This window comes from Actinosynnema sp. NPDC050801 (assembly GCF_040673975.1).
Lineage (GTDB): Bacteria > Actinomycetota > Actinomycetes > Mycobacteriales > Pseudonocardiaceae > Actinosynnema.
On sequence record NZ_JBFAQZ010000022.1, the window covers coordinates 63176 to 85987 of the forward strand.

General features: G+C 72.2%; 21 protein-coding genes and 1 pseudogene. 9 read left to right on the top strand and 13 right to left on the bottom strand.

The annotated features are described in order from the left end of the window. Positions 1–38 precede the first annotated feature (38 nt). Positions 39–1073, top strand: a complete 1035-nt coding sequence (locus tag AB0K14_RS33725; RefSeq protein WP_360463880.1) for a LacI family DNA-binding transcriptional regulator — start codon at positions 39–41, stop codon at positions 1071–1073. A gap of 74 nt (positions 1074–1147) precedes the next feature. On the opposite strand, the gene AB0K14_RS33730 is transcribed toward AB0K14_RS33725, so the two are convergent. The 6 genes from AB0K14_RS33730 to AB0K14_RS33755 form a co-directional block, all read right to left on the bottom strand. Then, on the bottom strand, positions 1148–2089 hold the full coding sequence (locus AB0K14_RS33730; protein ID WP_360463877.1) for a hypothetical protein: 942 nt from the start codon (positions 2087–2089) through the stop codon (positions 1148–1150). Then, entirely contained in the window at positions 2086–2616 is a 531-nt protein-coding gene (locus AB0K14_RS33735; protein ID WP_360463874.1) for a hypothetical protein, read from the bottom strand. The genes AB0K14_RS33730 and AB0K14_RS33735 overlap by 4 nt, the downstream gene beginning before the upstream one ends. Positions 2617–2779: 163 nt before the next feature. Next, positions 2780–3949, bottom strand: coding sequence for a zinc-dependent alcohol dehydrogenase (locus AB0K14_RS33740; protein WP_360463871.1), 1170 nt, complete (start codon positions 3947–3949; stop codon positions 2780–2782). Beyond that, positions 3946–4377, bottom strand: a complete 432-nt coding sequence (locus tag AB0K14_RS33745; protein WP_360463869.1) for a hypothetical protein — start codon at positions 4375–4377, stop codon at positions 3946–3948. The genes AB0K14_RS33740 and AB0K14_RS33745 overlap by 4 nt, the downstream gene beginning before the upstream one ends. 71 nt (positions 4378–4448) lie before the next feature. Continuing rightward, positions 4449–4703, bottom strand: a complete 255-nt coding sequence (locus AB0K14_RS33750) for a hypothetical protein (RefSeq protein ID WP_360463867.1) — start codon at positions 4701–4703, stop codon at positions 4449–4451. Beyond that, positions 4700–5401, bottom strand: a complete 702-nt coding sequence (locus AB0K14_RS33755; protein ID WP_360463864.1) for a BTAD domain-containing putative transcriptional regulator — start codon at positions 5399–5401, stop codon at positions 4700–4702. The genes AB0K14_RS33750 and AB0K14_RS33755 overlap by 4 nt, the downstream gene beginning before the upstream one ends. A gap of 222 nt (positions 5402–5623) precedes the next feature. On the opposite strand from AB0K14_RS33755, the gene AB0K14_RS33760 reads away from it, so the two are divergent. Both AB0K14_RS33760 and AB0K14_RS33765 read left to right on the top strand, forming a co-directional pair. Then, a complete protein-coding gene (locus AB0K14_RS33760) occupies positions 5624–6475 on the top strand; it encodes a manganese catalase family protein (protein ID WP_360463861.1) in 852 nt (283 codons plus the stop codon). Positions 6476–6657: 182 nt separating this feature from the next. Beyond that, positions 6658–7769 (top strand): annotated as a pseudogene (locus tag AB0K14_RS33765) (Nramp family divalent metal transporter). Between the two features lie 3 nt (positions 7770–7772). Here the strand turns inward: AB0K14_RS33765 and AB0K14_RS33770 are convergent. From AB0K14_RS33770 to icmF, 4 genes are all read right to left on the bottom strand, one after another. Next, positions 7773–8561: an MBL fold metallo-hydrolase gene (locus AB0K14_RS33770; protein WP_360463858.1), complete on the bottom strand. Its 789-nt coding sequence runs from the start codon at positions 8559–8561 to the stop codon at positions 7773–7775. Between the two features lie 37 nt (positions 8562–8598). Continuing rightward, a complete protein-coding gene (locus AB0K14_RS33775; RefSeq protein ID WP_360463855.1) occupies positions 8599–11268 on the bottom strand; it encodes a hypothetical protein in 2670 nt (889 codons plus the stop codon). After that, positions 11265–11828 (bottom strand): hypothetical protein, encoded by a 564-nt coding sequence (locus AB0K14_RS33780; RefSeq protein ID WP_360463852.1) that lies wholly within the window; start codon positions 11826–11828, stop codon positions 11265–11267. Before AB0K14_RS33780 ends, AB0K14_RS33775 begins: the two co-directional genes overlap by 4 nt. Positions 11829–11910: 82 nt before the next feature. Beyond that, on the bottom strand, positions 11911–15150 hold the full coding sequence (gene icmF / locus AB0K14_RS33785; RefSeq protein ID WP_360463849.1) for a fused isobutyryl-CoA mutase/GTPase IcmF: 3240 nt from the start codon (positions 15148–15150) through the stop codon (positions 11911–11913). Positions 15151–15363: 213 nt separating this feature from the next. Between icmF and AB0K14_RS33790 the strand changes: the two genes are divergently transcribed. The 4 genes from AB0K14_RS33790 (at position 15364) to AB0K14_RS33805 (ending at position 17661) form a co-directional block, all read left to right on the top strand. Further along, on the top strand, positions 15364–15528 hold the full coding sequence (locus AB0K14_RS33790) for a hypothetical protein (RefSeq protein ID WP_360463846.1): 165 nt from the start codon (positions 15364–15366) through the stop codon (positions 15526–15528). Between the two features lie 76 nt (positions 15529–15604). After that, positions 15605–16222 carry an alpha-ketoglutarate-dependent dioxygenase AlkB gene (locus AB0K14_RS33795; RefSeq protein ID WP_360463843.1) on the top strand — a complete coding sequence of 206 codons (618 nt, stop codon included), beginning with the start codon at positions 15605–15607 and terminating at the stop codon, positions 16220–16222. Between the two features lie 70 nt (positions 16223–16292). Further along, positions 16293–17120: an MBL fold metallo-hydrolase gene (locus tag AB0K14_RS33800; RefSeq protein WP_360463840.1), complete on the top strand. Its 828-nt coding sequence runs from the start codon at positions 16293–16295 to the stop codon at positions 17118–17120. Between the two features lie 166 nt (positions 17121–17286). Then, positions 17287–17661: a DUF4345 domain-containing protein gene (locus tag AB0K14_RS33805; RefSeq protein ID WP_360463837.1), complete on the top strand. Its 375-nt coding sequence runs from the start codon at positions 17287–17289 to the stop codon at positions 17659–17661. On the opposite strand, the gene AB0K14_RS33810 is transcribed toward AB0K14_RS33805, so the two are convergent. Beyond that, a complete protein-coding gene (locus AB0K14_RS33810) occupies positions 17612–18085 on the bottom strand; it encodes a helix-turn-helix domain-containing protein (protein WP_360463834.1) in 474 nt (157 codons plus the stop codon). The genes AB0K14_RS33805 and AB0K14_RS33810 overlap by 50 nt on opposite strands. A gap of 173 nt (positions 18086–18258) precedes the next feature. Beyond that, positions 18259–19407, bottom strand: coding sequence for an AI-2E family transporter (locus AB0K14_RS33815; RefSeq protein ID WP_360463831.1), 1149 nt, complete (start codon positions 19405–19407; stop codon positions 18259–18261). 226 nt (positions 19408–19633) lie between these two features. Between AB0K14_RS33815 and AB0K14_RS33820 the strand changes: the two genes are divergently transcribed. Continuing rightward, positions 19634–20638: a glutathione S-transferase C-terminal domain-containing protein gene (locus AB0K14_RS33820; protein ID WP_360463898.1), complete on the top strand. Its 1005-nt coding sequence runs from the start codon at positions 19634–19636 to the stop codon at positions 20636–20638. Positions 20639–21031: 393 nt separating this feature from the next. Next, positions 21032–21415: an SH3 domain-containing protein gene (locus AB0K14_RS33825; protein ID WP_360463829.1), complete on the top strand. Its 384-nt coding sequence runs from the start codon at positions 21032–21034 to the stop codon at positions 21413–21415. A 147-nt stretch (positions 21416–21562) separates the two neighbouring features. On the opposite strand, the gene AB0K14_RS33830 is transcribed toward AB0K14_RS33825, so the two are convergent. Then, the gene (locus AB0K14_RS33830; RefSeq protein WP_360463826.1) at positions 21563–22621 is read right to left on the bottom strand and encodes a LacI family DNA-binding transcriptional regulator; all 1059 of its coding nucleotides are present in this window, start codon (positions 22619–22621) and stop codon (positions 21563–21565) included. Positions 22622–22812 lie beyond the last annotated feature (191 nt).

A 22812-nucleotide genomic window follows, 5' to 3' on the forward strand; every position in this document is an offset into this window, starting at 1 on the left:
ATGGAGGGTCTGTAAGCGGTTACAAAGAAAGGCGGGAGATGACCACGATCCGTGAGATCGCCCAGCTCTGCGGGGTGTCCGTGGCGACCGTTTCGCGCGTTTTCAACCAGCCGCTGACGGTCAGCAAGGAAAAGCGCGAAGTGGTGGAGCGGGTGGCCCGCGAGCTGGACTACCGGCCCAACGAGTCGGCCCGCGCGCTGGCCACCAAGCGGTCGGGGTTGATCGGCCTGGTGTGGGACACCGACCACCGCAGGCCGGGCTGGCGGCACCCGTACCTGCAGGAGCTGCTGATCGGGCTGAAGTCGGCGCTGAGCGCGCACGGCTACCACCTGCTGATGCTCGCCACGAGCGGGTCGGCCGCGCTGCGGGCGGTCGGCGCGTCGCTGGCCGACCCGGTGGCGTACGTGAACATGACCAGGCGGCACCACCTCGGCGGGCTGGTGCTCATCGACAGCGGGTCCGACGCCCCGGCGTTCGCCGCGTTCGCCCAGTCCGGGCTGCCGTGCGTGGCGGTGGACGTGGAGGTGGACGGTCCCCGTGCGACGTACGTGACGTCGGACAACTCCGGCGGCGCGGCGATGGCGGTGCGGCACCTCGTCGACACGGGCCACCGCCGGATCGCCACGATCACCGGGCCGCGCGCCAACCGCCCGGCCGCGGACCGGCTGGACGGCTTCCGCGCGGCGATGGGCGAGGCGGGTCTGGCGGTGCCGCCGGAGTACGTGGTGGAGGGCGACTTCTACCGGCCGAGCGGGCAGGCGGCGATGCGGTCGCTGATAGCGCTGCCCGAGCCGCCGACGGCGGTGTTCTGCGCGAGCGACGAGATGGCGGTGGGCGCGTTGCTGGCCGCACGCCACGCGGGCCTGCGCGTGCCGGACGAGCTGGCCGTGGTGGGGTTCGACGACATCGAGCTGGCCGCCCTGGTCGACCCGCCGCTGACCACGCTGGCGCAGGACAAGGCGGGCATCGGGGTGGCCGCCGCACGGGCCGTGCTGACCATGGTGCACGGCGGCGACAAGCCGTCGCCCGCGTTCCTGCCGACCAGGCTGGTGGTGCGGGCCTCCAGCCGGTGACCGGCGGTCAGCACGACGGCGGGGTCAGCACGACGGCGGGGCCGGCACGACGGCGGTCGGCACGACGGCGGGAGTCAGCACGACGGTGCCGGCCTGCTGTCCGGCGGCCCGAACTCCAGGCGCAGCGAGTCGGTGCGGGGCACGACGAACGCGGTGCCCGCCGACGATCTCCACGTCGCGGGCAGGAACACGTACTGGCCACCCGACTGGAGCAGCAGTTTCAGCCCGTCGTAGCGGTACTGGTAGGCCGCGTCGGACTGCGCGCACGACACCTGGCGCACGCCCTCGCCGGCCAGGTTCAGGCTCTGCTTGCTGTAGACGACCACGGCGGGCATCTCCGGCAACCGTACCTCGGTCTCGGCGCCGCGCCGCGTGCCGACCGAGGCCGAGTAGTCGCCGACGGACCAGAACAGACCGATGCTGACCAGCAGGAACGCGGCCAGCGACTCCACCACGCCGAACGCGGAGCCCCGGCGTCCCCGGCCGGCGGTGGTGCCCCACTGCCGCCAGGCGAACGCCAGCAGCACGACACCGACCGCGAAGCCCAACCCCGGCAGGCCCGGGTACTCGCGGAACGGGTCGGGGTCGACGGTGATCGGCACCGCCACCGCGAGCAGGGCGAGCCCGAGCACGGCGGCGACCGGCGTGCACGCGCGCAGCAACGCCGCCCACCGCCGTGCCGACAGCCGCGTCCTGAGGTACCGGGCGAGGAACGTGGCGGCCAGGACGGCGATCGCGATACCGGACAGCGGCAGGAACAGGCCGTCCGCGCCACGCGCCAGGACCTCGTCCGGGGTCTGGCTGAGCAGGGTGTAGTGCACCCGGAAGTGGGCGAAGAACACCTGCGTGGCCGCCATGCCGAAGAAGTACAGCAGTGCCGTGAGCAGGGTCGTGTTGGCCACGACCGAGGCCGCGATCCGCAGCGCCCGCCCCGGTCCCGTCCCCGGGTCGGCCGGGTCGGGCGCCGCCTGCGGTGCGGGTGCGGCGACCGACCGGCGGGTGCCGACGGTGCTCATCCCCCACCGCCGGCCGTCGTCACGGTGGTGGTCGGTCCGGCCGGCTCTTCCGGTTCGGGCTCCCCGGGTTCGGGTTCGCCGGGCGCGGGCTCGTCGGACGCGGGCTCCTCCGTGACGGGTTCGTCCCGCTCGGGCTGGTCGCACGTGAGCCCGACGGACAACGTGATGGTGCCGCCGGGGTACACGGTCGTCGGCGAGGCCGACCGGAAGCACTTCTCGCCGTCCTGCGTCGTCGAGTACGCGAACTTGATCCCGCACAGGGTCGCCCGGCACTGGGGCGGCAACTCCGCCGCCACCCGTTCCTCGATCACCCTGCGCACGCGCTCGGGGTGCAGGCCCTGCAGGTTGGTGGGGTCGTAGGTGATCGGACTGCCGGGCACCCCCGGCAGGTCGTCCTTGTCGGTCCCGGGCGCGTCGCGCGTGGTGGGCTCCCCCGGCGCGGGGGGCGCGACCGTCCCCGACTCCGCGGGTGCGGTTCCCACGTCCCCCGGCGCCGCCGACCGGACGGTGGTGGCCTGCCCGGACACCGGTCGTCCGGGATCCTCGGCACAGCCGGCCACCACCGCGCACGCCAGAATTGCGAATGATCCTCCAGTTAGCCACTTCATCGGGCTTCACCGCCCCTGTTGCTCCTTCGGGTTCACTGAATAGGAGTTTCGGAGCAGGGGCTCAGATACGAGCGGCCCAATGTCAGGGGCGGAAGACCGCGCGCACGCAGTCGTCCTGCTTGTCCTTGAACAGCTGGTAGCCGCGCGCGCCCTCCTCCAGCGGCAGGACGTGCGTGGCCAGGTGGGTGGTGGTGAGCTCGCCCGAGGCCATCCGGTCGAGCAGCATCGGGATGTAGCGCTGCCCGTGCTGCTGCGCCGCGCGCAGCGTGAGGCCCTTGTTCATCACCGCGCCGAGCGGGAACTTGTCGACCACGCCGCTGAACACGCCGAGCACGAACACCGTGCCGCCCTTGCGGCAGTTGTGGATCGCCTCGCGCACCGCGATCGGCCGGTCGGTCTCCAGCTTGAGCTTGCTCTTGACCTGGTCGTAGGCGTGCTGCGGGCCGTAGCTGTGCGCCTCGCAGCCCACCGCCTCGATGCACACGTCCGGTCCGCGGCCACCGGTCATCTCGCGCAGCGCCGCACCGATGTCGACGTGCTCGTAGTTCAACGTCTCCACGCCGAACACGTTCTCCGCCTGCCGCAGCCGGTAGTCGAAGCGGTCGACCACGACGACGCGTTCCGCGCCGAGGAGCTGGGCCGAGCGGGCGGCCATCTGCCCGACCGCGCCGCTGCCCCACACCGCGACCACGTCGCCGGGCCGCACGCCGCCGAGGTCCGCGCCCATCCACCCGGTGGGCGCCGAGTCGGAGGCGAACACCGCGCTGAGGTCGTCCACGGCGTCCGGGATCGGGATGGCGTTGTGGTCGGCGAAGGGCACGCGCACGTACTCGGCGTGGCTGCCCTTGAAGCCGCCCATCGCGTGCGAGTAGCCGAAGATCCCGCCGGGGTCGGCGCCCCACAACGCCTGCGTGATGCCGGGGTTGGTGTTGGTGTTGTCGCACAACGACCACAGGTCGTTGCGGCAGTAGTAGCACTGCCCGCAGCCGATGAACGACGCCACCACGACCCGGTCACCGGGCTTGTGGCGGGTCACGTCGGGGCCGACCTCGACCACCTCGCCCATGAACTCGTGCCCGATCACGTCACCGGCCTGCATGAACGGGATGTGGCCGGTGAGCAGGTGCAGGTCCGAGCCGCACGCGGTGCTCAGCCGCACCTTCAGGATCAGGTCGCCGTCGTTGAGGATCCGGGGGTCGGGCACGTCCTGCACCCGCACGTCGTTGACGCCTTCCCAGCACAACGCCCTCACAGCCGCCCCTCCCGCGCCGACTTGCCGACCACCAGGCGCAGCACCTTCCCGGCCGGTCCGGGGTGGGTCGTCGGCGGTGTGTCCGGCCGGATCACCGTGCCCGTCTCCAGCAGCGACTTCGTCTTCCGCAACGCCACGCGCAGGTCCTCCCTCGACACGTCGTCGTCCTGGGGCGCGGCCAGCACCTCGGTCCCCCGGCCGCCGGGAGCCGGGCGGAACCGCACCTCGACGCGCCCGCCCAGCTCGCCCATGGGCCCGGGCAGCCGCGCCGGTCCCGTCACGGCGTCCATCGACCGGTCGATGGTCACCGCGAGCCAGTGGTCGGACCGGTCGCGGTGCAGCTCGCGCCGACGGGCCGTCATCCGTCGGCCGACCGCCACCGCCGCGCCCACACCCGTGACGGCGATGGCTCTCATGGTTGTGTTCATCGCTCCACCTCTCGTCGGAAGCCAGCGGGTACCCGTGGCGCGGCGGGTCATCCCGATCACGTGGGAACGGCTCACCGCGGGTAGACCACCAGCAGGGCCGCGCCGACCGCCGCCGGCAACGAGCACGCCGCCCGGACGTGCGGGCCCACCCGCCGCCACGCGGCGATGCGGCGGGCCTCACGCCACCCGCGCGGCTCGGTCGCGGACACCTTGCAGGCCAACGCGAACACGCCGAGGCCGCCCAGCCACACCAGCCCGGTCCACAGCAGCCCGGTCCACAGCAGCCCGGTCCACAGCAGCACCGCGCCCAGGACGCCGCCGCTCACCGCCTGCCGCCCAGGAGCGGTCCGACGAGGCGGCGGATCTCCGGCGACGGCTCCAACCCCAACTCGGTCCGCAGCCGCACCCGGAAGCTGGTGTACTGCCGCACGGCCTGCGCCGGGTTGCCGTCGGCCAGGTGCAGTTCCACCAGCGTGCGGTGCGCGCTCTCCCGCAACGGATCGGTCTGCACGGCCGCCGGCGCGGCCTGGTGCGCGCGGTGCCGGTCCCCGGTCGACCGGAACCGCTCGCTCAACGCCTCCAACGCGCGCAGCCTCGCCTGGCGCCACCAGTCCCGTTCGGCGAGCAGCCAGGACTGCTCCCACCCCGGCAGCAGGTCGGCCTTGAGCATGACGACGGCCTGCGGGTCGGGCACGTGGTCCGATGCGGCCACCGTGGCGGCGAGGCGGCACGCGCGGTGGAAGTCGACCTCCACCTGCGGCACGAGCCGCAGCGTGTCGTCCGCGGACTCCACCAGCGGCCCGGTCGGCGCGGCCGGTCTCCACAGCGTGGACCGCAGGCTCGCCGCCGCACGGCGCGCCGTCGCGTCCGGCCACAGCGACGCGGCCACGACGACGCGGCTGACCGGTGCGTCCCGCAGGGCGAGCAGGGCCGGCAGCTTCCGGGTGACCGGTATGACGTGCACCTCCGCGTGCCCGCACACCAGGGCGAAGCCGTCGAGCAGGCGGATGGTCGGTCGGGGCACGAGTTGAGCGCGGGTCACTGACATCGGCAACTACCCATCGACTTCGTGGCATCCAGGCCGCACGGGTGCCCGCGAATCCGCCCGGCACACCACCGGTCACGAGTTTTCCGACCGCCCCACCGGCGGCGGTGACGGAGCGGTGACGCCGCCGTGCCCCGACCGCGCCGCCGCAGTCATGCGGCGCTCCTGGCGTCGGCGCCCTGAGCCGACCGAGGAGGCGCGATGTTCTTGCACACCGGCAAGTTGCAGTTCGAGGCGAAGCCCATGCAGCCGGACGCGCTGTTCGCCCGCAAGCTCCAGGAGCTGATCGGCGGCGCGTACGGCGAGATGACCGTGACCATGCAGTACCTGTTCCAGGGCTGGAACTGTCGCGTGGAGGGCAAGTACAAGGACCTGATCATGGACGTGGCTACCGAGGAGATCGGCCACGTCGAGATGCCGGCGACGATGGTGGCCAGGCTGCTGGAGGGCGCTCCGTCGGAGGTGACGGCCAAGGCCGTGCAGGACCCGGTGATCGCGGCCGTGGTCGGCGGCATGGACGTGCAGCAGGCCATCGTGAGCGGTGGCGGGCCGACGTTGTCCGACAGCAACGGCGTGCCCTGGAACGGCCGGTACATCGTGGCGAGCGGCAACCTCATGGCCGACTTCCGGGCCAACGTGGCGGCCGAGGCCCAGGGCAGGCTGCAGACCGCGCGGCTGTGCAACATGACCGACGACCCGGGCGTGCGCGACATGCTCAAGTTCAACCTCGCCCACGACACCGCGCACCAGAACATGCGGCCGGCCGCCATCGAGGAGTTGCAGGAGGACGGGCTGGAGGGCCCGATCAGCCCGAACGCGCTGTTCGAGGAAGAGCACCAGGAGCACGCGGGCACACCTCCGACGGCCCCGGCCGGACCCGAGGGCCGCTGGGCGTCCGGCACCACCCCGGACGGCGCGCACGAGTTCTCCTACCTGATGGACCCGCGGCCGCTCGGCGGGACGGCCTCCGCGCCCGAGCCGGACCCGCTGCTGTACGCGACCAGCCCGGCCAACCTCGGCCTGATCGAGCGGGCGATCCGCAAGCTGACCTGATCACCGCCGTGGCGGCCGCCCACCGCGGGTGGCCGCCACGCCGATCCGAAGGGCACGGTGGCATGGTCGGCACCTCGTCGATCCCTCCGGTGGCGGCGCGCCTGCGCTCGGCCGCCGCGGTCATGGGCCCGGCGTTCGTGGTCGCGGTCGCCTACGTCGACCCCGGCAACTTCGCCACCAACATGGCGGGCGGCGCGGCCCACGGCTACCTGCTGCTGTGGGTCATCGTCGGCGCGAGCGCGTTGGCGATGTTCATCCAGTACCAGTCGGCGAAGCTGGGCGTGGTGACCGGCCGGAACCTGCCGCAGCTGTGCCGGGAGCACTACCCGCGCCCCGTCACCGGCCTGCTGTGGGTGCAGGCCGAACTGGTCGCGATGGCGACCGACCTGGCCGAGTTCGTCGGCGCGGCGGTGGCGTTGAACCTCCTGTTCGGGGTGCCGCTGCTGCCCGCCGCGCTGATCACCGCCGTGGTGTCGGCCGGGGTGCCGGCGCTCGCGCCGCTGCGCCGGCGGCGGTTCGAGTCGGTGATCGTCGGGCTGCTCGCGGTCGTGCTCGGCGGGTTCCTCTACCAGGCGGCGCAGCTCGGACCCCCGACCGGCGCGGCGGCCGGGCTGGTCCCGGTTTCGCGGGCGCGGACAGCGTGCTGCCGGCCACCGGGATGCTCGGCGCGACCGTGATGCCGCACGTCATCTACCTGCACTCCGCCCTCACCCAGCACCACCACACCGACGATCCCGCGGCACGGCGCCGGACGCTGCGCGCCGGCCGTGCCGACATCATGATCGCGCTCGGGGTCGCCGGGCTGGTCAACGCCGCCATGCTGGTCGTCGCGGCGGGCGCGTTCCACGGCGCCGGCGTGCCGAGGGAGTCGCTGGAGGACGTGCACGCCGGCCTCGGCGACGTGCTCGGGCCCGGCGCCGCCCTGGCGTTCGCCCTGGCCCTGCCGGCCTCCGGGCTGGCCGCGTCCAGCGTCGGCACCTACTCCGGGCAGGTCGTCATGGAGGGCTTCGTGCGCCGCCGCATCCCGTTGGCGCTGCGCCGGCTGCTGACCATGGCGCCCGCGCTCGGGGTGCTCGCGCTGGGCGTGGACCCGACCCGCGCGCTCGTGCTCAGCCAGGTGGTGCTGTCGTTCGGCATCCCGTTCGCGCTGGTGCCGTTGTTGCTGCTCGGACGCCGTGCGGACATCATGGGCAGCGCGGTGAACCGGCGGGCCACCACGCTGTTCGGCGCGGCGGGCGTCGGCGTCGTCTCCGCGCTGAACGTCTTCCTGCTCGTCCGCACGGTCGCCGGCTGACCGTCACCCCGGCAGCGTCAACGTCTGGCCGCGGTCGAGGTAGGTGACCGCGGTCGGCGGCTCGCGGCGCCCGACCGCGGCGACGAAGTCCGACAGCGGCGACTTCATCACGCTGTAGTCGTCGAAGTGCACCGGCACGGCCTGCCGCGGCCGGAGCAGTTCCAGCAGGTCCACGCCCTGCTCGGCGTCCATGGTGAGCAGCACGCCGAGCACCCTGGTGCCACCCAGGTGCAGCACCGCGACGTCGATCGACGGGTACCGCTCGCGGATCTCACGCAGGTCGTCGTGCACCAGCGTGTCGCCGCTGACGTACAGGCGCAGGGGCTCGGCGGCGGGCGTGGCCCGGTACTCGACCATGCTGCCCATGACCGGCGGCAGCAGCCGGGCCACCCGCCCGCGCCCGTGCCGACCGGGCAGCGACGTCACGGTGAGCCTCGCGCCGGCCTTGTCCAGGCTCAGGTCGGCCCACGTGGACAGCGCCACCGGCTCGCGGAACCCGCGCCGCGCCAGCCTGCGCGCGGCGTGCGGGGTGGTCAGGATCGGCAGGTCGCGGTCCAGCCCGCGGGCGGCGACGCGGTCGAAGTGGTCGCCGTGGAAGTGCGACAGCACCACCGCGTCCAACGGCGGCAGGTCGCCGATCCCGAGGGCCGGGTCCTTGACCCGCCGGGCCAGGACGCCCTGCCCGATGTGCGTCCACTGCCCGCGGTGCAGGAAGTTGGGGTCGGTCAGCAGCGTGAACGGTCCCAGCCGCAGCACCGTCGTCGCGTTGCCGACGAAGAACAGCGAGTTCACGGCGGCGGGGTGCCCGCACGCGGCCCGGTCAACCCGATCAGGCGTCGAGCCGGCGCAGGACCTCCTCCACCCGCGGCTTCCACGGCCAGTTGGCCGCGTTGTCCGGGCAGCGCAACGCCAGCTCCCACAGCCGGCGCGCACCGTCGCGGTCACCGAGCCCGGCCAACGCGCGGCCGTAGTAGAACAGGTCGCGGGCCAGTTCCTCGCGGTGCGCGGGCGGGTCGCCCAACTCGTCCGCCAGCACCTCGGCGAACAGCTCCACCGCGGTCTGCCACTCCCCCGTCACCACCGCCGCACGGGCGCGGTACCTGTCCAGCAGGTCGGACCGACCGCTGTCGCGGTACCACCGGTCCTCGACCAGCGTGCCGAGCCGCTCGACGACCCCGTCCCGGTCCTCGGTGAACAGGGCCAGGTCCAGCAGCTGCGCGTGCGCCGAGGTCGTCCAGCGCGACAGGTGCGGGCTGGACACCTCACCGCCGGAGAACAACGCCAGCGCCTCCTCGTGCGCGGCGCGGTAGCCCTCCGGCTCCACGGTGCCGCTGAGCAGCGCCACCCGCATCGCGACCAGCCGGGTGAAGGCCGCGCCGACCCTGTCGTCGGCCTGCTCCGCCGCCTCGACGGACCGCGCGAACCACGACGCCGCCTGCTCGTGCTCGCCGTGCAGGAATTCGAGGTAGCCCAGCTCGTAGTAGAGCACCGCCCGCTGCCGCGTCGAGGTGATCCGGTCGATGTCCTCCACCGCCGCCACCGCGTCGAGCAGCAGTCGTCGCGCTTCTTCGAGGTCCGCGGGCACGCCGGTGCGGCGCAGCCTGGTCGCCTGGCCGTGGGAGAACGCGAGCAGCGCGATCGACCGGCGCGGTTCGTCCGCGACCGCGTCCGCCAGGTACTCCGGGTCGGTGAGCCTGGCCAGCACCTCCCGGTTCAGCCCGGCCGCGACCGGCCGGTACCCGAGCACCGCGTGCAGCACGTCGGCCAGGTCCGGCACGCCTTCGTCCACCAGTCGGGCCACCACGCCGCTCAGCCCGCCGGCGATCGCCGAACCGGCCGGTGTGGCCGCACCGTCCAGCGCCGCGTAGGCGTCGACGTAGTCGTCGAGCACCGGGTCCACGCCACGCCGCCGTGCCTTGGCCAGGCCGTGGTCCGGCGCCGCGAGCAGCGCGGTCAGCGCCCGGACGCAGTCGGCCCGCACCTCGGGCGACCCGCCGGCCCGGATACCGGAGACCAGGTGGGCCACGGTGTGGTCGAGGGCGTAGTCGTCCGTGCAGGCGGCCCAGTCGGACCCCCAGCGGTCGATCAGCCGCTCCGCGATCAGGTAGTGGTTCTCGTCGGCGTCCACGTGCCAATGATCCACCACCCGTCGATCTTCGGCCGAAGTCAGGAACTCCGCGAAGCTCAGGTGGCACAGCCGCAGCCCGGCGGCGTCCGCGGTGAGCAGCTGCCCGAGGTGGTCCACCGCCCGGACCGCCTCCCGCTTGCGGCCCGACAGCCCGGCGAGGGCGAACAGCGCGGCGCGCGGCAGCGGGGCGCGGGCCACCGCCAGCACGTCCAGGAGCGGCCGGCACACCTCGTCCCAGTACCGCAGCCCGGCCGGCGCCTCACGCCGCTCGACCGCGTGCAGGACCAGCACCAGCAGGTACTCGTAGAACCCGTCCAGCCCGGTGGGCAGCACCTCGAAGTCCGCCAACGCGGCCGCCCTGGCACCGTCACCCGCCTCGGCCGCCTCCCGCAGCGCCGCGCCCCACAGCGCCAGGTACAGGAAGTTCCCGTCGGCCCGGTCGGAGATGCGGCGGGCGAGCCGGTCCACACCGGTCGCGCGCACCACCGGCAGCCCCGCCACCACCGGATCCGCGAGCAGTCCCCGGGCGTGCTCGAACAGGTCCCGCCGGACCTCCTCGGCCGCGGCCTCGATCGCCACCTCGCGGATCCAGCTCCCCTGACCGTGCCGGAACCGTTCGAGCAGGTGGTCGTCGGGCCGCGCGGACGCCACCACCCGCACGTTGGCCGGCAGTTCCGGCACCTCGGCCAGCCAGTCCAGCACGTCGGCGGTGTCCGCACCGGTCGCCCGGAACCGCAGCTCGTCCAACGCGTCGACCAGCACGACGACCAAGGCGTCCGGCTCGTCCTCGGCCAACCGGCGGGCCGGTTCGAGCAGCGCGAACTCGTGCAGGTCGGGCACCTGGAGCAGCCTGGTCTCCGACACCACCAGACCCACCTCGACGCCGACGACCTCGCCCGTCACGACGTCGGCCCGCTGCGCGACCTGCATCGCCGTGTGCCGGAACGGCGACACCCGCAGCACGTCGACGCGCACGCCGACCGCCCGTCCCCGCACCTCCCCCACCGTCTGCTCGACCCGCACGTCCAGGTCGGCGCCCATCACTCCGGGCCGGAGCGCGGCGAGCTGGTTGCCCAGCCGGATCAGCAACGACTTCGCGTCGCCACCCACCGACGACCCGCCGCCCAACTTGCCCAGGAAGTACCGGGGCGACACGCCGAACCGCCGCGCGAGCCACGCCAGGACCGTGCTCTTGCCCGTGCCCGGCCCACCCAGCAGCAGCACGAACCGGCAGCCCGGATCCCGGAAGTGCCGCTCGATCCGGTCGAGCAGCCAGGCGCGCTCGACGAAACCCCGCGCCAGGTGCTCCTCGACCACGTGCTCGAAGAGCAGCTCGGCCTCGGTGAGGCGGTGTAAAGCCGGGTCGGTCACCCGCCGATCCGATCCACGTCCACACCGACGACCTCGGCGCCCTCGGCCACCTCGTTGGCGCGCACGGACGCGCGCACGGTGGCGCCGCCCGTGATCGCACGCGCCCGGACCGCCGCCGCGTACCCGGCCACCACGTCCACGTCGATCTCGCCCTCGACCACCGGGCCGGAGGACGCCCGCCGCTCGCCGCGGAACGTGATGCGCTGCCCGTAGACCGCCTCCAGCAGCCCGCGCACCGCGTCGGCCGACTCCAGCAGGTCCCGGTCGTCGGAGGCGATCGGCTCCACCCCGTCGGCGTAGTCCTGCAACTTGCGACGCAGCTCCCGCAGGTCGGGCTCGACCCGGTCCAGCACCGCGCCGTCGGCGCGCAGCGGCAACCGCAGCTCGCCCTCCAGCTCGGGCACGTCCACCGGCTCGACCTCCACGGCACCGGCCTCGGCCGCCTCGTCCCGGCGCTCCCGGCGCCGCCTCAGCAGCTCCGTCGCCTGGCCGTACAGGAACTTGATGCCCTCGGTCAGCGCCGCGGCGCCGAGCACCGAGAGCGCGAGCGGATCCGTCATGCTCCCCCTCCCCGATCTGTGATCGAAAGGGTAGTACCGCGAATCCGCCGCGCGGCAACGGGCCGACGGGCCGGCCGACCGATCAGACGTTGCGCCGGTACTGGCCGCCCACCTCGAAGAACGCCTCGGTGATCTGCCCCAGCGTGCACACCCGCGCCGCGTCCATCAGCACCGCGAACACGTTCTCACCCGACGCCGCCGCCTCCTTCAACCGCCGCAGCGCGGGCTCCGCCTCGTCCGCGTGCGCCACCGCGAACGCCCGCGTCCGCTCCACCTGCGACCGCTTCTCGTCCTCCGTCGCCCGCGCCAGCTCGATGGTCACGTGCTCCCGCTCGCCGTCCTCCGGCAGGAACGTGTTCACCCCGATCAACGGCAGCGAACCGTCGTGCTTGCGCTGCTCGTACAGCATCGACTCGTCCTGGATCCGGCCCCGCTGGTAGCCGGTCTCCATCGCACCCAGCACACCGCCGCGCTCGGAGAGCCGGTCGAACTCCGCCAGCACCGCCTCCTCGACCAGGTCGGTCAGCTCCTCGATCACGAACGAGCCCTGCAACGGGTTCTCGTTCGCCGACAGGCCCCACTCCTTGTTGATGATCAGCTGGATCGCCATCGCCCGGCGCACCGACGACTCCGTCGGTGTCGTGATCGCCTCGTCGTAGGCGTTGGTGTGCAACGAGTTCGTGTTGTCGTACAACGCGCACAGCGCCTGCAACGTCGTCCGGATGTCGTTGAAGTCCATCTCCTGCGCGTGCAACGACCGACCGGACGTCTGCACGTGGTACTTGAACTTCTGCGACCGCTCGTTCGCCCCGTACCGCTCGCGCATCGCGACCGCCCAGATCCGCCGCGCCACCCGGCCGATCACGCTGTACTCGGCGTCCATCCCGTTGGAGAAGAAGAACGACAGGTTCGGCGCGAAGTCGTCGACCGCCATGCCCCGCGCCAGGTACGACTCCACGTAGGTGAACCCGTTCGCCAGCGTGAACGCGAGCTGGCTGATCGGGTTCGCCCCCGCCTCGGCGATGTGGTAGCCCGAGATGGACACCGAGTAGAAGTTGCGCACCTTCCGCCGGATGAACCACTCCTGGATGTCGGCCATCATCCGCAACGAGAACTCGGTGGAGAAGATGCAGGTGTTCTGCCCCTGGTCCTCCTTGAGGATGTCCGCCTGCACGGTGCCGCGCACCGTCGACAGCGCCCACGCCTCCAGTTCCGCCGCCTCCTGCCCGGAGGGCTCCCGCCCGTGCTCGGCGCGGAACTTGTCGACCTGCTGGTCGACCACGGTGTTGAGGAAGAACGCCAGGATCGTCGGCGCCGGCCCGTTGATCGTCATCGACACCGACGTGGACGGCGAGGTCAGGTCGAACCCGGCGTAGAGCGCCTTCATGTCGTCCAGCGACGCGATCGACACACCCGACGTGCCGATCTTGCCGTAGACGTCCGGCGGGGTGTCCGGGTCGCGCCCGTACAACGTCACCGAGTCGAACGCGGTCGACAGCCGGGTCGCCTCCGACCCCTTCGACAGGTACTTGAACCGGCGGTTCGTGCGGAACGCGTCACCCTCGCCCGCGAACATCCGCGCCGGGTCCTCACCGTCGCGCTTGAACGGGAACACCCCCGCCGTGTAGGGGAAGTGACCGGGCAGGTTCTCCTTGCGCAGGAACCGCAACAACGTGCCGTCGTCCTCGTAGCGGGGCAACGACACCCGCCGGACCTTGTTGCCGGACAACGTCTCCCGGGTCAGCTTGGTGTGGATCTCCTTGTCCCGCACCCGCACGACCATCTCGTCACCGCTGTAGGCGTCCACCACCCGCGGCCACGACGCCAGCAGCTCCGCCGACACCGCGTCGACCTGCCCGCGCGCCGACTCCAGCAGCGCCGAGATCGCCGCCGTGTCGTGCCCGGCCGCCTCCAGCTCCGCCCGCGCCGCGGCCAGGTGCGCCACCCGCCGCACCGCGTCCACGTGCGTCTCGGTGGCGCGGTGGTAGCCCCGCACCGTCTCGGCGATCTCGGCCAGGTACCGCACCCGCGTCGCGGGCACCACCGTCGCCGCCGACGTGGAGACCTTGCCCGACACGACCGGCAACGCGCCCTCGGCCACGTCCAGCCCCCGCTGCCCCAGCTCGCCGCGCAGGTGCTGGTACAACGCGGTCACGCCGTCGTCGTTGAACGTCGCCGCGGACGTGCCGAAGACCGGCATGTCCTCCCACGACACCCCGAACGCCTCCCGGTTGCGCACCAGCTGCCGCGCCACGTCCCGACGCGCGTCCTCCGCGCCGCGGCGCTCGAACTTGTTGATCGCCACCGCGTCGGCGAAGTCCAGCATGTCGATCTTCTCCAGCTGCGACGCGGCGCCGAACTCCGGCGTCATCACGTACAGCGAGAGGTCCACGAACGGCACGATCGCCGCGTCGCCCTGGCCGATGCCCGGCGTCTCCACCACGATCAGGTCGAACCCGGCCGCCTTGCACGCCACGATCGCGTCGGCCAGGCCGTCGGGCACCTCCGAACCCGCCCGCCGGGTCGCCAGCGAGCGGAAGAACACCCGGTCGCCGTCCAGGCAGTTCATCCGGATCCGGTCGCCGAGCAGCGCACCGCCGCCACGACGGCGGGTCGGGTCGACCGCCAGCACCGCCACCCGCAGCTTGTCCTGCTGGTCCAGCCGGAACCGGCGCACCAGCTCGTCGGTCAACGACGACTTGCCCGAACCGCCCGTGCCCGTGATGCCCAGCACCGGCACCGGGCGCTCCGCCGCCGCACGCGCCATCCGGTCGCGCACGTCCCCCGGCAGCGCACCCGCCTCGATGAACGTGATCGCCCGGGCCAGCACGTCCTCGCTGCCGGTGAACAGGCCGTCCCAGGACGACGGCGGGCGCTCGGCCAGCGGGTGGTCGCACGCCTCCACCATGGTGTTGATCATGCGGGCGAGGCCGAGCTCCTGGCCATCGGCCGGGGAGAAGATGCGGGCCACGCCGCGCGAGTGCAGCAGCTCGATCTCCTCGGGCACGATGACGCCGCCACCGCCGCCGAAGACCTTGATGTGCTCCGCGCCGCGCTCGGCCAGCAGCTCGACCAGGTAGCTGAAGTACTCGACGTGCCCACCCTGGTAGGCGCTGATCGCGATGCCCTGCACGTCCTCCTGCACGGCCGCGGCGACGACCTCGCGCACCGACCGGTTGTGGCCCAGGTGCACCACCTCGGCGCCCTGGGACTGCAGGATCCGGCGCATGATGTTGATCGCGGCATCGTGCCCGTCGAACAGGCTGGCCGCCGTCACGAAGCGGACCGGGTGCAGCGGGGTGTGCAGCGGGGCAGCGGTCACGACTGGCTCCTTCGGCAGCGTGGAACTGCCTCCAGATTACTAGGACATCCGTCTATCGGAAGTACTAGCGAGTTGTGCGCCGGGTCACCACGGCGTGGCGAACCGGGACGAATCGGACCCATTCGGTCGCACATCGATCGTTTTCGCAACCCTGGCCGTAAGTGTCCTAGAGCACACGTGTAACTTCCGTCCAAACGGGGTAGAGGATCTTCCATGAGCAGCACACCTATCTACGACGAGCTGGCCGCCATCCTGCTCGCCGACCACCCCGGCACCGCGGACGCGGCCGCCGGGAAGCAGCAGACCGAGCCGGCCGACGACGCCTCCAAGCCGGTTCGCACCGGTGGCCGGCGTCGCAAGCCCGAACCGGATGCCTAAATTTTTCAGTTAACACTGAAGCTATAGAGCTCATTGGGGTTCGAACGTTTGTTCGACCTCACGTTATGCTGCTGCCATGCAGGTGTCGCTGTTCGACGACGGTGCCGAGGCGCCGGGGCTGCGCACGCTGACCGGTGTGCGGCGGACCGCGCTGGGTGACGGCGCCTGGGTCGACGTCCTCCCCGGCTGGTTGACCGGCGCGGACGCGCTGTTCCGGGGCCTGGCCGACGAGGTGCCCTGGCGGGCCGAGCGCAGGCAGATGTACGAGCGCGTGGTCGACGTCCCGCGCCTGCTCTGCTTCTACGACGAGCACGTGCCACTCCCCCACCCCGTGCTGACGCTGGCGCGAGCCGAGCTGAGCGCCTGGTACGCCGACGAGCTCGGCGAGCCGTTCCGCACCGCCGGCCTGTGCTACTACCGCGACGGGCGCGACTCCGTGGCCTGGCACGGCGACACGATCGGGCGCGGTTCCACTGAGGACACGATGGTGGCGATCGTGTCCGTCGGCACGCCGCGCGCGTTGGCCTTGCGCCCGCGTGGTGGCGGCGCCACCGTGCGGTACGCGCTGGGCCACGGCGACCTGATCGTGATGGGCGGGTCGTGCCAGCGGACGTGGGAGCACGCCGTGCCCAAGGCGACCGGGGCCGTCGGCCCGCGCATCAGCGTCCAGTTCCGCCCGCGCGGCGTGCGCTGACCCGTCCGGCGCTCCGCACGACCCGGACATATCCTCGACGGCTCACCGCACCTCGGGGATTGGACACCCGATGAACATCAACAGAGTCCGGCGCGACATCAGCGTCATCGCAGATCAGGTCGAGGTGCCCGGAATGGGGTTCCTCACCGTCAACGCCTTCGTGCTGCACGCGCGCCAACCCGTCGTCGTCGACACGGGCCTGAGCCTGCCGAACCGCCGTTTCGTGGACACGATCAGTGCCGTCATCGATCCCGCCGACGTCGAGTGGATCTGGCTCACCCACCCCGACCGCGACCACACCGGCGGCCTGTTCGACCTGCTCACCGCCGCGCCCAGGGCACGAGTGATCACGACCTTCATCGGCGCGGGCATCATGTCCACCGAACGCCCCCTGCCGCTCGACCGCGTGTACCTGCTCAACCCGGGCCAGTCCATCGACGTGGGCGACCGGCGGCTGACCGCGCTCCGCCCGCCGCTGTACGACAGCCCCGCCACCGTCGGGTTCCACGACGACCGCAGCGGCGCCCTGTTCAGCTCCGACTGCTTCGGCGCCCCCGTGGCCACCGTCGAGAGCGCCCTCGCCGACGACGTCGCCGCCGTCCCGTCCGCCGACCTCCGCGCCGGGCAGCTCCTGTGGGCCGCGGTGGACAGCCCGTGGGTGCACTCGGTCGACCGGAACCGCTACCTCGACACGATCGCCCCGCTGCACGCCCTGAACCCGGAACTCATCCTCAGCGCCCACCTGCCGCCGGCGGTGGACCGCACGGAGGAGCTCCTGCGGACGCTCTCCGAAGCACCCTCGGCGGACGCGTTCGTCGGCCCGGACCAGGCCGCCCTGGAACGGATGCTCGCCTCCTTCGAACCGACCCCGACCTCGGTTCCCCCGGCCGCGAGCTGAGCCGCACCGGCCTCCACGCCGAGCCCCCCGAAGTTACCCGGTGGTACCGTCGGGCCGGGGAGCTTGATCGTGACGCAGGACCTCCTTCTGCCGCACGACGTCCGCCGCCACCGGCGGACCGGTTGGGATCGGCGGAGGTCGGCGCGCTCGGACGACGGGGGTCGCAGTGAAGGCGTTCCAAGCGGTGGTCGCGGTGCTCGGGCTGTTCGCCGCGGTCACCGGGTTGCTCGAAGTCGTGCTCGGACCGTCCGTGCTGCTGCCGGGCAGCCCCGAGCCCGGGCCCACCCTGGACAGCAACTACCGGTTCTTCTCCGCGATGTGGCTCGCGATCGGCGTGGCGCTGCTGTCGGTGGTGCCCCGCGTCCGCGAGGCCACCACCGTGCTGCGGTTCGTCGGCGCGGCCGTGTTCGTCGGCGGGCTGGCGCGGCTCGTGTCGTGGCTGACCGTCGGTCAGCCGCACCCGTTGATGCTGGTGCTGCTCGCCATCGAGCTCATCGTCGGGCCTGTCCTGGTGTGGTGGCAGCGTCGTTTGACCGCCTGACCACGGTGCCGGGCGCGACCTCCTGCTCGCAGCAGTCGCAGACCATCCGGGTGCGCACGGTCCCGCCGCAGCCCGCGTGCTCGGCCACGCTCGGCGGACCGGTGGGCGTCGGCAGGTGGCGGTCGCCCCAGGCCGTGAGCGCCAGGATCACCGGCGTCAGCTCGCGCCCCCTGGCGGTGAGCCGGTACTCGTGGCGCGGGGGCCGGTCCTGGTAGGGCACGCGTTCCAGCACGCCGTACTCGACCAAGCCGTTGAGGCGGTCGCTGAGCACGTTGCGCGCGATCGGCATCCGGTTGAGGAACCCGTCGAACCGGGTGACGCCGGAGAGGGCGTCCCGCACGATCAGCAGCGTCCAGCGCTCACCGACGACCTCAAGTGTGCGTGCGACGGAGCAGACCTGGTCGTCGTAAGTGCGTCGGAGCATCTCCGCATGATAACCACGGGTTTCGTGAAGAAACCGATTCATCCGGTGATCCGATCGCCGGCCGTGATCGGGGCGTCGCGGTCAGCGATGCTGATCACGTGGGGTGGGCCCGGGCGTCCCCCATTCTGGGAACGCTCTCACTTCCTGGACACCACCCCACGCGACACTTCGGTTCACCGGACCTCGTCGCCGGTGGTGCGATCCGGTTCGTCCGGGTGGTCCGGTGCGGCGGGTTGCGACGCGGACCGCTCGTCGATGACCTCGCCCAGGTACCGCAGCACGACCGCGGCGGCCGCGACGACCGGCACGGCGAGGAACGCGCCCGCGATGCCGTAGAGGGTGCTGCCCGCGGTCACGGCCAGCAGCACGACGGCGGCGTGCAGGCGCAGGCTCCGCGACTGGAGCACCGGCTGGAGCACGTTGCCCTCGACCTGCTGCACCACGACCACGATCACCAGCATGATCAGCGCCGTGGTCGGGCCGTTGCTCACCAGGGCGACGAGGACGGCCAGGGCGCCCGCGATGAACGCGCCGACGATCGGTACGAAACCACCCAGGAACGTCAACGCGGCCAGCGGGACGGCCAGCGGCACGCCCAGCACGACCAGGCCGAGGCCGATCAGCACCGCGTCCACCAGGCTCACGACCGCCTGCGTGCGGATGAAGTCGCCCAGCGTGGTCCAGATCCGGTCCAGCACGATCGTCACGTGGCCGCCGGCGCGCTCGCCGATCACGCCGCGCAGCCACGGCGTGAACCGCGGCCCGTCCTTGACGAACAGGAACGCCAGCAGCAGGGCCACGATGCCGGTGACGATGCCCGAGGTCACCGTGCCCACCCCGGTGATCAGACCGTTCGCGATCGAGCCGACGCTGGACTGGAGCTGGTCGATGCCCTGCTGGAGCAGCTGGTCGAGCTGGCTCTTGCCGAGGTTGAGCGGCGGACCCGCCATCCACTCCCGGGCCTGCTGGAGGGCGCGGGTGGCGCTGTCGGCGATCTCGGGCACGCCGGAGGCGATCGAGGACGAGATCAGCGCCAGCACGCCGCCGAGCACGGCCAGCCCGACCAGCAGCACGGTCGTCGCGGCCAGGGCGGCGGGCACACCGCGCCGGCGCAGCCAGCGGGCGGGCGGCCACAGCACGGTCGTGATCAGCAGGCCCAGCAGCACCGGCATGACCACGACCCACAGCCTGCCGATGAGCATCCACAGCAGCACGAAGCCGACCGCGACCAGCGCCAGGCGCGTGCTCCACCGCGCCAGCCAGGTCACTCCGTGCCCGATGGCCTCACCGCGATCGGTCCAGCGGCGGTCTCCAGCGCTCACGTCTCCCCATCCCTCCACCGCGTCGCGCCGTGCGGCGCCTGTGCGGCAGCCTGCCAGAACCGCACGCGCCGATCGTGCCACCCGCCCCGTGACAAGCCCCGCGCCCTGTCCGGGCGGCTCCGCGGACGAGAGGCCCCGGCGCGTGGGGCGACGTAGGCTCACGGGCGTGAGTGAGACTTCGGCGGCCGCGGTCGGCAGTGGGAACCCCGAGCACCAACGGGGCGGGATGTACTCGGTGAAGGGCAAGGAGTACACCCGCGACACGCGGTACATCACCACGCGGATCACGGTGGACGGGCGGGACGGGTTCCCGGTCGAGGCGGGCCGGTACCGGTTGGTGGCGGCCCGGGCCTGCCCCTGGGCCAACCGGTCGATCATCGTGCGCCGGTTGCTGGGGCTGGAGGACGCGATCTCGCTCGGGTTGCCCGGACCCACGCACGACGAGCGGTCCTGGACGTTCGACCTCGACCCCGGCGGGCGGGATCCCGTGCTGGGCATCGAGCGGATCCAGGAGGCCTACTTCAAGCGCGACCCCGAGTACCCGCGCGGCATCACGGTGCCGGCCATCGTCGACACGACCACGGGCGCCGTGGTGACCAACGACTTCGCACAGATCACGCTGGACCTGTCCACGCAGTGGCGCGACCACCACCGGGAGGGTGCGCCCGACCTGTGGCCGCAACGGCACCGCGACGAGGTCGACGCGGTGAACGAACGGGTCTTCACCGAGGTCAACAACGGCGTCTACCGGTGCGGGTTCGCGGGCAAGCAGGAGGCCTACGACGACGCGTACGCCCGCCTGTGGACCGCGCTCGACTGGCTGGAGGACCGCCTGCGCGACCGGCGCTACCTCGTCGGCGACACCATCACCGAGGCCGACGTGCGCCTGTTCACCACGCTCGTGCGCTTCGACCCGGTCTACCACGGCCACTTCAAGTGCAACCGGAACAAGCTGGCCGAGATGCCGGCGTTGTGGGCCTACGCCCGCGACCTGTTCCAGACGCCCGGGTTCGGCGACACGGTCGACTTCACCCAGATCAAGCAGCACTACTACGTCGTGCACAAGGACATCAACCCGAGCGGCATCGTGCCCGCCGGGCCGGACCTGTCCGGCTGGGTCACCCCGCACGGGCGGGAGGCGCTCGGCGGTCGCCCCTTCGGCGACGGCACACCACCGGGCCCGGTCCGCGACGGCGAACGGGTGGACCCGGCGCACACCCCGCTGCGCTGAGACCGCACCTCACCGGGACCGTTGTCAGGTAGGCGAACGGTCCGTTCAGGCCGACGGACTCCCCGCGCCACCACCGGGCCGGGCTTCACGGCCCCGTGTGCGGTGTGGTCTCACCCGCGGCAAGTCGGCCAGTCCGAGGTCGAGAGGAATCTCCCCGAAGACGCCGCCGGACATACGACGACGAGCAGTCCGATCGGCTCAATCAGACGGCATTTCCATGCTGATCAGGGCAAACCTACCGATCGGTGGGAAGTTTTCGTGTAATGCTTGTAGTGCGGGAGATGTTCTCCTGTCACCAGGGGGGACTCGGGGGAGTCCACATCGCGTCGACTTTCAACGCGGATGTCCGTCGCCCATGCCGGCTCCTGGTTCTGTGATCAAGGGGGCACAACCATGTCTGCTCGAACACGCCTGCTCGCCGTCACCGGTACCGCCGCCGCCCTGGCGACGATGTTCGCGCTACCGGCCGGGGCCGCTTCGGCCAAGCCCGGCAACGAGGTCGGCGCGGCACATGCGTCGTGCGGGACCACCGCGCCCGACAAGGACTCCAGCCCGTGGCTGGCCACCGCGAGAACCGCGGCCAAGCAGCGCAGCGGGTCGTCCACGTCGTGCGCCGCCCTGGGCACAGTGCAGACCTCCGACCGGCTGGACTACCACTGCTTCACGTACGGCAACGACAACTACACCTGGACCTACCTGCGCAACGACCGCACCGATGTCGCCGGTTGGGTCCGTGACGACCTGCTGAAGGACGGCGGCAGCGGCGTGCGCTGCTGACCACGGACTTCCCGGCGGGTCGGCTTCGCGACGCCTCTGTCGCGGAGCCGACCCGCCCCGTCGTCCGGCCACCGGCACGCCGAGGAACCACCAACAGCCTGGGCGATCAACCGGTCGGCTCCGCGGCCGACCGCGACGGCCGGTGAGCTAGGGCGAGCGTGGTGGGCAGGTGCTTTCCCGCACCACCAGTTCGGTGGCGAGGTCTATGCGCTCGTTCGGCGGGCGCTCGCCGCGCGCCAGGCTGAACACCATCTGCGCCGCGGTGGTCGCCATCTCGCGCAGCGGTTGGCGCACGGTGGTCAGTTGGGGACCGATCCACTCGCTGACCGAGAGGTCGTCGTAGCCGACGATCGACAGGTCGTCCGGAATGGACAGTCCGAGCTCACGGGCGGCACGCATGACGCCCAGCGCCTGGAAGTCGGAGCCGGCGAAGATCGCGGTCGGCGGGTCGGGCAGGCCGAGCAGCTCCATGCCGTGGCCGTAACCGCCCTGGACGTAGAAGTCGCCGTAGCGCACGAAGTCGGGGTCCACGACGACGTTCGCGTCCTCCAGCGCACTGCGGTAGCCGTCCACCCGGGCCCGGCTGCACAGCATGGTCGTCGGCCCCGAGATGACGGCGATCCGGCGGTGCCCGAGCGCGAGCAGGTGCCGGGTCGCGGCCAGGCCGCCCGCCCAGTTCGCCGAACCCACCGTCGGCACGCCGGGCGGCGGTTCGCCGGCGGTGTCCACGAACACGAACGGGATGTTGCGCGTGGTGAGCTGACGGCGCTGCTCGGCGTCCAGCCCGGCCAGCACCAGGATCACCCCGAGCGGCCGGCGGGCCAGCAGGTCGTCGAACCACTCGCGGCGCGGCCGGTGCTCCCCGCCGAGTTCCGACAGCACCACGGCGGCGCGCTCGTTCGCCGCGGCCAGCTCCACGCCGCGGATGATCTCGGTCGACCACGCCGAGTGCATCTCGTGGAAGACGAGGTCGATGAGCGCGGGCCGGGACGACTGGCGTGACCGCCGTCGTCGGTACCGGTGCTGCTCGATGATGCTCTCGACGCGGGCGCGCGTGTCCGGGGCGACGTCCGGGCGTCCGTTGAGGACCTTCGAGACGGTCGGGATCGACACGCCGGCCTCGGCCGCGATGGACGAGATCGACGCCGCGCCCTTCACGGTCTTCTCCGGCACCGCGCCGGCGTCCCGCTCGGTCGACGAACTCATGCTGCCCCCTGTTCGCGTCCGGCAGGTGCCCCGAACACCGATCTAAAGTTTCGACGGCCGAGCGTAAAGGTTCGACCTTTCCTTCTCCAGCATGGCAGCTCACAGCGTTCATCTCTGCGGTTTTCTGGCCGCTTTCCGGGCCCTGTTCATACCTGTGAACTGCGAAGACACAGGAAGGACACGGACTGTTG